The following is a 9,359-nucleotide window of genomic DNA, read 5'->3' on the forward strand; positions in this document are numbered from 1 at the left end:
GCAGCGCCGCCGGCGGGCCGCGTCAATACATCGAGATGTGAACATGGTTTGTGTGGTCCGCAGCCGGGCTGCCGCCGCCGCTGTACGCCCGCCAGCCGGTGTTCGGCATCCAGATCTGCCGATACCAGATGACGTACATGATGCCGAGCCGGTTCGCGTTGTTCTTCGCCCAGGCGGCGAGGCTGTCGCCGTAAGCCTTGTCGCCGCCGGTCGCGGTCTTGTCCTCGAACCCGCCGCTGGCGGCGGAGAAGTCGCAGGCCCGGCCCTTGGGGTGCTCGCCGCCGCCACCGCTGCGGTGACACGAGGCGTAGCGCTTGTAACCGGCCGCCTTGGCCTGCTGGAGCATGTGCAGCGTGCGCGGCGTGATGCAGCCGGACGCGGGCGTCGGGTCGTCCACCGAGCAGGACTCCGACGGCCACGAGCCGTCCGAGTTGCGCGGCGCGGGCTTCGCCGACGAGGAGGTGCCGTTGAACCCGGACCCGGCGCCGGAGCTGACCTTCGCCAGCGCCACCTCGGCGTCCTTCTTCTTGCGGGCCTGCACCGCGACCTGCTTGGCCTGCTCCCGCACCTCGGCGTCGAGGGCGAGCTTCGCCTCGGCCGCCTGCGCCTTCGCGTCGGCCAGCTCACGCAGCCGCTTGCTGTCCCGCTGGGCCATCACGTCCAGCTCGGCCGCGCGCTTGAGGAAGTCGTTCGGGTCGGCGCTGGCCAGCAGCATCGACGTCGCGGTCAGCCGGCCCATCCGGTACGACTGCGCGGCCACTTCGCCGGCCTGCGCGCTGAGCCCGACGAGGCGTACCTCGATGTCCTTGAGCTGGGCGTCGAGCGCCTTCTGCCGGCGCTTGGAGTTCTCCAGCTTGTTCTGGGCCTCGATGTGGCCCTTCGCCGCGGCCTCGAGCGCCGCCCGCAGCTGCTTGCTGCCGCCCTCGTTCGGGGCGTTCGGGCTGGGTACGGCGGCGGCCGGCCCGGCGGCCACGCCGGAGCCGAGCAGCACGGCCAGCGCGGCCAGCGCGGCGAGCAGCGACCGCCGGGCGCGCCGGCCGGTAGAGCTGGTCCTTGGCACGTGATGGTCCTTCCGTCGACCGCCGGCCCCCGTACACCGAGCGGCGTCTCCGCCGGCGCCGGGTGGCGGCCTGCTGGCGGAGACCGCCGGTCACGATACCGGAACACGCGCGACTCGCCAGGCCGGCGACCGCGAACGGCGGCTGACGTCGACGCAGCGTGCTGCGGCCGTCGCGCAGCGCCGCTCAACCGCCCAGCAGGGCGGCGCTCACCTCGTCCCAGACCTCCGGACTCGCCGCCACGAGCAGTCCCTTGCCTTCGTCGGCCGGGTGGTAGTCGGCGCCGTCGAACCGGCGGGCCACGCCGCCGGCCTCCCGCACCAGCAGCGCGCCGGGGGTGTGGTCCCACGGCAGGGTGCGCCAGAACAACACGAACTGCTGCGCGCCGGTGAGTATGTCCAGGTATTCCCGGCCGGCGCAGTGCTGGCCGGGCAGCAGCTCACCGATCCGGCGCCCGCCCTCCTCCACGCGGCGGCGGAAGTCCGGCGGCAGGAACTTCGTCGCCGCGGTGCCGCGCAACGCGCCCACCCGGGGCTCCGCCTGCGGCGTCCGCAGCGTCGCCCCGTCCAGCCGGGTGCCCGCGCCGAGCCGGCCCGCCGCCATCGTGCCGTCCAGCGGGTCGTACACCCAGGAGGCGACCGGTGCGCCGTCGGTGAGCAGCGCCGCCATCAGCGCGAACGGCCGCCGCCCGGCGGCGAAGTTGGAGGTGCCGTCGACCGGGTCGACGAGCCAGACGTCACCGCTGCCGCGCAGGTGCCGCAGCAGGTCCGGGTCCTCGGCGACCGCCTCCTCGCCGACCACCACCGAGCCGGGAAGCAACTGACGCAGACCCTCGGAGATGAGCGCCTCGGCCTCGCGGTCGGCGACGGTGACCACCTCGCCGGGCGCCTTCTCGGAGATGTCGGACGCGTCGAGCCGGCGGAACAACGGCACGACGACCTTGGCCGCCGCCTCTTTCAGCAGCGTGCCGACATCGTCCAGCAGCGGGTCAGCCACGCGGAGGCAGCTTGACCACGCTGACGAAGAACTCGTCGATCTGGCGGACCACCGAGATGAAGCGCTCGAAGTCCACCGGCTTGGTCACGTAGGCGTTGGCGTGCAGCTGGTAGCTGCGCAGGATGTCCTCGTCGGCCTGCGAGGTGGTGAGCACCACGACCGGGATCCGGCGCAGGTCCCCGTCCTTCTTGATCTCCTCCAGCACCTCCCGGCCGTCGCGCCGGGGCAGGTTCAGGTCGAGCAGGATCAGGTCGGGCGTCACCGCGTCCGCGTACTGGCCCTCGCGGCGCAGGTACGCGAGCGCCTCGGCGCCATCGGAGACGACGGTGAGACGGTTGCGGAGCTTGTGCTCCTCGAACGCCTCCTGGGTCATCAGCACGTCGCCCGGATCGTCCTCGACGAGCAGGACCTCGATCGGGCTCTTGCCGTCCGCGGGCGCGGTCATCCCACCGTCTCCTTCATGCCACCGTTTGTACCGTGTCGGTCCGCCTCCGCGGGCGGCTCTTCGCGTGCCTCGCCGTCCGGCTGCCGCCCGACGGCCGCCGGGTCATCCTCGGCGGCCGGCGCCTCGGCCGGCTCCGCGGCGTCCTGCGCGTCCTCGTCCGCCGCCGCCTCCGCCGCCCGGGCGGCCTCGATGTCGGCCTCCAGCGCGGGCAGCGTGAACCGGATCGTGGTGCCCTCGCCGGCGTCGGTGTCCACCCAGACCCGGCCGCCGTGATACTCCACGATCTTCTTGACGATGGCCAGCCCGATGCCGGTGCCCGGGTACGCGTCCTTCGAGTGCAGCCGCTGGAAGATCACGAAGATCTTGTCGGCGAACTCCGGCTCGATCCCGATGCCGTTGTCCTGGCAGCTGATCTCCCACTCGCCGTCCACCAGCCGCGCCGACACGTGCACCTTCGGCGGCACGTCGGGGCGGCGGAACTTCACCGAGTTGCTGACCAGGTTGACGAGCAGGTTGGTCAGCAGCGGCTCCTCGCCGCGGATGGTCGGCATCTCGCCCCAGGTCAGGTCCGCGTCGGCGTACTGCACGGCCGCCTCGGTCTGCCCCGCCACGTCGCCCATCACCTTGTTCAGGTCGACCTCGGTGAAGCCGGTGGTCAACCGCCCGATCCGGGAGAACGCCAGCAGGTCGTTGATCAGCCGCTGCATGCGCTGCGCGCCGTCCACCGCGAACGCGATGTACTGATCGGCCCGCTCGTCGAGCTGCCCGGCGTAGCGCCGCTGGAGGAGCTGGCAGAAGCTGGCCACCTTGCGCAGCGGCTCCTGCAGGTCGTGCGACGCGACGTAGGCGAACTGCTCCAGGTCACGGTTGGAGCGGGTCAGCTCCTCGGCCTGCTTCTGCAACTGACTGTTGACCCACTCGATGCGCTCCCGCGCCTCGCGTACCTCGTCCAGCTCCCGGGCGATCTTCATCCGCATCTGGTCGATGTCCTCGGCGAGGCGGCGGAACTCCGGCGGCCCGGACCCCTCGATGTGGTGCCGGTAGTCGCCGTCGGCCACCTCGCGCACCTGGCTGACCAGGGCGGCCAGCGGGCGGATCAGGATCCGGTCCAGCGAGAGCAGCATGACCACGCCGGCCGTCGTCACCACCAGCGCGGCGATGATCAGCAGCACGACCAGCGTGTTGCTCGTCGCGTTGACCCGCTCCGCGGTCTCCTCCCGGACGGTGAGGATCTCGTCCTGGAGCGTGTTCACCGACGAACGGATGCCGTCGAACTGCTGGCGGGTCGCATCAGTGATCAGCGCCTGTCCGGCCGCGGGTCCGTCCCGCTCGACCGTGGTGATCACCGGCTCGGCCACCTGGCTCCGCCACTGCGCGGTCTCCTGCTCCACCACGTCCAGCGACCGGCGCACGTCCGGGTAGTCGGCGGAGAGATCGCGGATCGAGGCGGCCAGGCTCTGCTCGCGCTTCACGCCCTCCTGGTACGGCTCCAGGTCGGTGCGGTCACCGTTCACCGCGTACCCGCGCACCGAGGTCTCCTGGTCGAGCAGCGCGCTCATCAACTCCTGCGCCTGCACCCGCAGCGGACCGGTCTTGAGCAGCACCGCGTCGATGTTCTGGCGGTTCTGCGCGGCGACCGCCGCCTCCGCGCCGGCCAGCCCGAGCAGCAGCACCACGACCACGCCGAGCAGCGCGGCCACCCGCCGCCGCAGGGTCCACCCCTGCTGGTACGCCTTCACCGGTTCCTCCCCGTCACCGTTCACCGACCGCTACCGCGGGTCACCAGCAACATCGCCACGTCGTCGGCCAGCGGGCCACCGTTTATCTGCTCGGCGCGCCCCACCAGCCAGGCGGGCAGCTCGGACAGCGGCACCGCCCGGTTGGCCGGGTCGGCGAGCAGGTCGGTCAGACCGGGCACGTCGAGCCGTTCGTCACCGCCGTTCACCCGGCCCTCGATGAGGCCGTCGGTGTACATCAGCAGGGACCAGTCGTCGGTGTCGAACTCCAGGTCGAAGGCGACCGGGCGCCGCGGCCGTACGCCCAGCAGCAGCCCGCCCTTGGCCGGCACCGGCGCGACAGTGCCGCCGCTGAGCAGCAGCGGCGGCGGGTGACCGGCGAGGCGTACGGTGGCCCGCGCCGACGCCAGGTCGAGCCGGGTGGTGGCCACCGTCGCGAAGATCTCCTGGAGGCGGCGCTCGCTCATCAGCACCTGCTCCAGCGCGGGCAGCACCTCGTCGTCCGGCACCCCGGCGAGCACCAGCGCCCGCCAGGCCACGCGCAGCTCGACGCCGAGCGCCGCCTCGTCCACGCCGTGCCCGCAGACGTCGCCGACAATCAGGTCGATCCGGTCCGGCTGGGTCTGCACCACGTCGTAGAAGTCGCCGCCGATCAGCGCCGCGTGCCGGCCGGGCCGGTAGAACGTGTGCACCGACACTTCGTCGGTGGTCATCAGCGGCTGCGGCAGCAGGCCACGCTCCAGGCGGGCGGACTCGGCCTGGCGCAGCTCCACCTCGCGCAGCCGGCGGGCGTTCTCGTCGGCCCGCTTGCGCTCCACCGCGTAGCGCAGCGCCCGGGTCAGCAGGACCCCGTCGACCTGGCCCTTGACCAGGTAGTCCTGCGCCCCTTCGGCGACCGCGACGATGCCCAGGTGTTCGTCCGAGCGGCCGGTCAGCACGCAGACCGCCGCGCCGCTGGCCATCTCCAGCACCCGGCGCAGCCCGTCCAGGCCCTGCGCGTCGGGCAGGCCCAGGTCGAGCAGGACGCAGTCCACGCCCATCACCCGCTGCCGGGCCTCGCTGAGACTGGTCGCCACCAGCAGGTCGATCATCGAGTTGGTCTCGGCGAGCAGCTCGCCGACCAGGAAGGCGTCGCCCTCGTCGTCCTCGACCAGCAGCACCCGTAGCCGCTCGCCCGGCGGTACGCCGCCGTGCAGCCCCGCCCCGGCCGACGGTACGTGGACGGCGCCCGATGCGCCGGAACCCCGCTGCGGTCGGGTAACCGCCGCGAGTCGCGGGAGTTCGCTGGTGATGTCGGGCTCCTTCCGAATGCCCTGCTGATCCTGACTCAGACAACAGTCGCACACAACGCGAACCTTGCCGGTGCGGCGGAGCGTGTGACCGGTCCACTTCCATAGCGGCGCGGTCGACAGACGATGTTACGCGGCAACTGTTGTCGCACCGGCGGCGCACCGACGGGGAGTGCCACCGCAGCCCTCGGGGGTGCAGGATGATGCCCACCCCGTTGATCCACCCCCGAGGAGTCCCCGTGGGCGCACCCCCCACCCGCCCCGCCGACCGGGCGCTCACCAAGCCCCGCCGCCGGCTGACCAGCGCCGTCGCCGCGCTTGTCGCGCTGCTCGCCGTCGGGGCGGGCGTCCTGGTCGGCCTCTCCACCCCGGCGCCGCGCCCGGCGGACGCGCCGGCCGGAGAGTTCAGCGCCGCCCGGGCGTACCGGAACGTCGAGGTGATCGCGGCCGAGCCGCACGTGGCTGGCAGCGCCGCCAACGACCGGGTACGCGAGCACCTGGTCGGGACGCTGCGCGGGCTGGGCCTTCAGACCGAGGTGCAGGACGCGGTCGCGCCCGAGGCCGGTCAGCTCAGTGGCGCGGCCGGCGGGGCGACGCTGGCCCGGGTCCGCAACGTGGTGGCCCGCCTGCCCGGCACCGACCCGACCGGCAAGGTGTTCCTGGTCTCCCACTACGACTCGGTGCAGACCGGGCCGGGCGGCAACGACGACGCCGCCGGCACCGCCGCGATCCTGGAGGTGGCCCGGGCGCTCACCACCGGCCCGCGTCCCCGCAACGACATCGTCTTCGTGCTCACCGACGCGGAGGAGGCGTGCCTGTGCGGGGCCGCCGGGTTCGCCGCCGACCACCCGCTCGCCCGCGACGGCGGGGTGGTGCTCAACCTGGAGGCGCGCGGCTCCACCGGCCCGGTGATCATGTTCGAGACGTCCCGGAACAACGCCAAGCTGGTGGAGGTGTTCGGCAAAGCCGCGCCGCACCCGGTGGGCACCTCGTTCGCGGTGGAGATCTACCGGGCGCTGCCGAACGACACCGACTTCACCGCGTTCCTCGACCGTAAGTTCGTGGGCCTGAACTCGGCGTACATCGACGGCGGCGCGATCTACCACACCCCGCTCGACGTACCGGCCCGGGTGGACCGGGGCAGCCTCCAGATGCACGGCGACAACGCGCTCGGCCTGGCCCGCGAGTTCGGCCGTACCGACCTGGGCGACCTGGACGCGGGCCACGACGACACCTACTTCCCCGTGCTCGGCGCGCTGGTGAGCTACCCCGGCTGGCTGACTCTGCCGCTCGCAGTCGCCGCGCTGCTCGCCGTCGGCGCGCTCGGCTGGCTCCTGCGCCGCCGGGGCCGGGCCACCGCCGGCACGCTCGCCGCCGGCTTCGGCCTGACCCTGCTGCCGGTCGTCGTGGCGCCGCTGGGCGCGTGGCTGCTCTGGGCCGCGATCACCACGATCCGCCCCGGCTACGCCGAACTGCTCGACCCGTACCGCCCGGTCTGGTACCGGCTCGCCGTTGTGGCGCTCTCCGCCGCGGTGCTGTTCTGCTGGTACGCGCTGCTGCGCCGCCGGGTCGGCCCGGCCGCGCTGGCGTTCGGCGGGCTGGCCTGGCTCGCCGTGTTCGGCGTGCTGCTGGCCGTGGCGGTGCCCGGCGGGGCGTACCTGACGACGCTGCCCGCGCTGGCCGGGGCGCTCGCCGGTTTCGTGGCGCTCGCCACCCGGCGCGACGGACCGTGGCCGGTGGTCGCGGTGACGCTCGCCGCCGCCGTGGCAGTGGTGATCCTGCTGCCCCCGGTGGTGCTGCTGTTCCCCGCGCTCGGCATGGGCATGGGCGCTGTTGCCGCGCTCGTCGCGGTGCTGCTCGGTCTCGCCGTACTCCCGGTGGTGGACCTGCTGCACCCCCGGGCCGGCGGCCAGCGCGGCCTGCTCGCGCTGCGCGCACGCCGGCTCGGCGCGCTGCCCGCCGCGGCCGCCGCGCTGGCGGCGGTGGTGCTCGCCGGGGTCGGCCTCGCGGTGGACCGCTTCGACGCCGCGCACCCCGTGCCGACCCACCTGATGTACGCGCTGGACGCGGGCACCGGCAAGGCGGCCTGGCTCACCCGTGAGGAGAAGCCGCAGCCCTGGACCGACGGCTACGTCGACGGCACGGTCTCGATCGCCGACGACTTCCCCGGGCTGGGCGCCACCGAGTTGCGCGGCGGACCGGCCACCGCGGCGCCCCTGCCCGCCCCGAAGGTGGAGCTGCTCTCCGACAGCCGCTCCTTCTCCGACCCTCCCTCGCGTGACCAGCGCGTGCTGCGGGTGCGGGTGGTGCCGCAGCGGCAGGTACGCCTGCTCACGCTGCACGTCGACACCAGCACCGCCACCGTGCGGTCCGCCTCGGTGGCCGGGCGGGACGTGCCGGTCGAGCCGGGTGACGGCAAGTGGGGGTTCGGGATCGTGTTCCACGCCCCGCCGCCGGAGGGTGTCGAGGTGACGCTGACGCTCGTGCCCCGGGGCGGTGCCGTCTCGGTGCGCGCGATGGACGCCAGTGACGGGCTGTCGGCGGTGCCCGGGTTCCGGCCCCGGCCGGAGGGTGTGGGAGTGGTCGGGTCGCACAGCTCGGAGATGCTGGCGGTGGCGCGCACGTACCCACTCTGACCGCCGCTTGATCGACACCACCTCGCCGAAGTGGCGGTATCCCCACGCCGGGATACCGCCACTTCGGCGAGGTGGCTGTGGGTCAGCGCCGCCCAGCACCCCGGCGTTGATCCCGTGCGCCTCGGACGTCTGGACGATGTGGGCCATGGACGACTCGGCGGATGTGATCGGATTGCCGTCGCCGGGGAAACCTCCCGCGTTGTGCTCGTTCTACCTCCGCCGCGCCCTCCTCAAAGATGGGCGGCAGATCGCCGCGCTACCCGTGGCGAATGGCGCGAGTTCCCGGGCCATGACGCCCTTCGCCCTGGCCACCGCCAGCGCGTGCACGGAACCCGCCATCGCGGTCCAGACGATGTCGAGCAGCGATGACCGCCTCCGCCCACAACCAGGTTCGTCACTGCCGCGCGCGGCGACAAGTACCCACAAGAAAGTGGCTAGGCTGACGACGTGCCGACCGATGTGGAGCACGTGCGGCAGGTGCTGGCGATGTGGGACGGCTTTCCCGTTCACCACGAGCCGCGCCCGATCGTGCTGACAGCGATGGGCGTCACGGCACTCGACCGGCTGATGGCGGACACGCAGTGGCGGGCGTTGTTCGACGCCCCTGGCGTTCCGGAGTCCGAGTTACCACCGGAGATTGTGCCGGCCGCCGTCGACTACTGCCGTGACGTGCAGACCGGGGCGCAGAGACCGTTGGCGAACATCATCCGAACCGACGGACCGTTCGCCACCGATCGAGGCGTACGCGAACTCCCGGCGTGGATGATGCACCCCGGCGACCGGCGATGGCCGTTCATCGCCATGGATCCGGGCTTCGAGCGTCGGATGACGTGGCGGCCATCCGGCGTGGGAGCTTTTCATCACGAAGAGGCCGTGCTCGCGAACGATGGGCGCACTCTGACGTACCGGTTCGTCGGAACGCCCCGGCAGTATGCCGGCTACCCCGACGCCGAGGTGTTCGAGACGGACATGGCGGTGCTCGTCGCGCCGATGGAGGTCGCCCACGACGGGGACTGCATCCGACTGGACTACGCCGAGGTGCGCGAGGTGGTGGTGCGCCTGGCCGCTCCGCTCGGCAAACGGGTCCTGATCCACACCGGGCACGGCCCCGGGGCACCCGCCTTCGGCTCCCCCATAACGGTGCTCACCCCGGCCTGACCGAGGTGGGCGGACACGCCGATCTGCTCCAAGGCGTCGCG

Annotated in this window: 7 protein-coding genes and 1 pseudogene; 2 read left to right on the forward strand and 6 right to left on the reverse strand. The window is 72.9% G+C overall.

What is annotated here, in order from left to right; genetic code table 11:
- Window positions 1-22: 22 nt before the first annotated feature.
- From AMK25_RS15235 to AMK25_RS15255, 5 genes are all read right to left on the reverse strand, one after another.
- Complete coding sequence (locus AMK25_RS15235; protein ID WP_073829012.1) at window positions 23-1,060, reverse strand: hypothetical protein; 1,038 nt, start codon at window positions 1,058-1,060, stop codon at window positions 23-25.
- Window positions 1,061-1,244: 184 nt separating this feature from the next.
- Window positions 1,245-2,054, reverse strand: coding sequence for an inositol monophosphatase family protein (locus AMK25_RS15240; RefSeq protein ID WP_073829013.1), 810 nt, complete (start codon window positions 2,052-2,054; stop codon window positions 1,245-1,247).
- Window positions 2,047-2,499, reverse strand: a complete 453-nt coding sequence (locus AMK25_RS15245) for a response regulator (protein ID WP_073829014.1) — start codon at window positions 2,497-2,499, stop codon at window positions 2,047-2,049. Before AMK25_RS15245 ends, AMK25_RS15240 begins: the two co-directional genes overlap by 8 nt.
- A complete protein-coding gene (locus tag AMK25_RS15250; protein ID WP_073829345.1) occupies window positions 2,496-4,238 on the reverse strand; it encodes a sensor histidine kinase in 1,743 nt (580 codons plus the stop codon). Before AMK25_RS15250 ends, AMK25_RS15245 begins: the two co-directional genes overlap by 4 nt.
- A 20-nt stretch (window positions 4,239-4,258) precedes the next feature.
- Window positions 4,259-5,395: a PP2C family protein-serine/threonine phosphatase gene (locus AMK25_RS15255; RefSeq protein ID WP_241826366.1), complete on the reverse strand. Its 1,137-nt coding sequence runs from the start codon at window positions 5,393-5,395 to the stop codon at window positions 4,259-4,261.
- Window positions 5,396-5,763: 368 nt separating this feature from the next.
- Between AMK25_RS15255 and AMK25_RS15260 the strand changes: the two genes are divergently transcribed.
- Entirely contained in the window at window positions 5,764-8,160 is a 2,397-nt protein-coding gene (locus tag AMK25_RS15260) for a M28 family peptidase (protein ID WP_073829015.1), read from the forward strand.
- Window positions 8,161-8,313: 153 nt separating this feature from the next.
- Here AMK25_RS15260 and AMK25_RS33230 read toward each other — a convergent pair.
- Window positions 8,314-8,499 (reverse strand): annotated as a pseudogene (locus AMK25_RS33230) (NAD(P)-dependent oxidoreductase); the annotation flags it as partial.
- Window positions 8,500-8,607: 108 nt separating this feature from the next.
- Between AMK25_RS33230 and AMK25_RS15265 the strand changes: the two are divergent.
- Entirely contained in the window at window positions 8,608-9,318 is a 711-nt protein-coding gene (locus AMK25_RS15265) for a hypothetical protein (protein WP_073829016.1), read from the forward strand.
- The last annotated feature ends 41 nt before the right edge of the window (window positions 9,319-9,359 follow it).

It is taken from the genome of Micromonospora sp. TSRI0369, from assembly GCF_001905625.1.
GTDB lineage: Bacteria > Actinomycetota > Actinomycetes > Mycobacteriales > Micromonosporaceae > Micromonospora > Micromonospora echinospora_A.

Bases quoted from the DNA above. Each gene is read 5' to 3' on its own strand.
- AMK25_RS15245 (WP_073829014.1), bottom strand. From the start codon at position 2,499: ATGACCGCGCCCGCGGACGGCAAGAGCCCGATCGAGGTCCTGCTCGTC.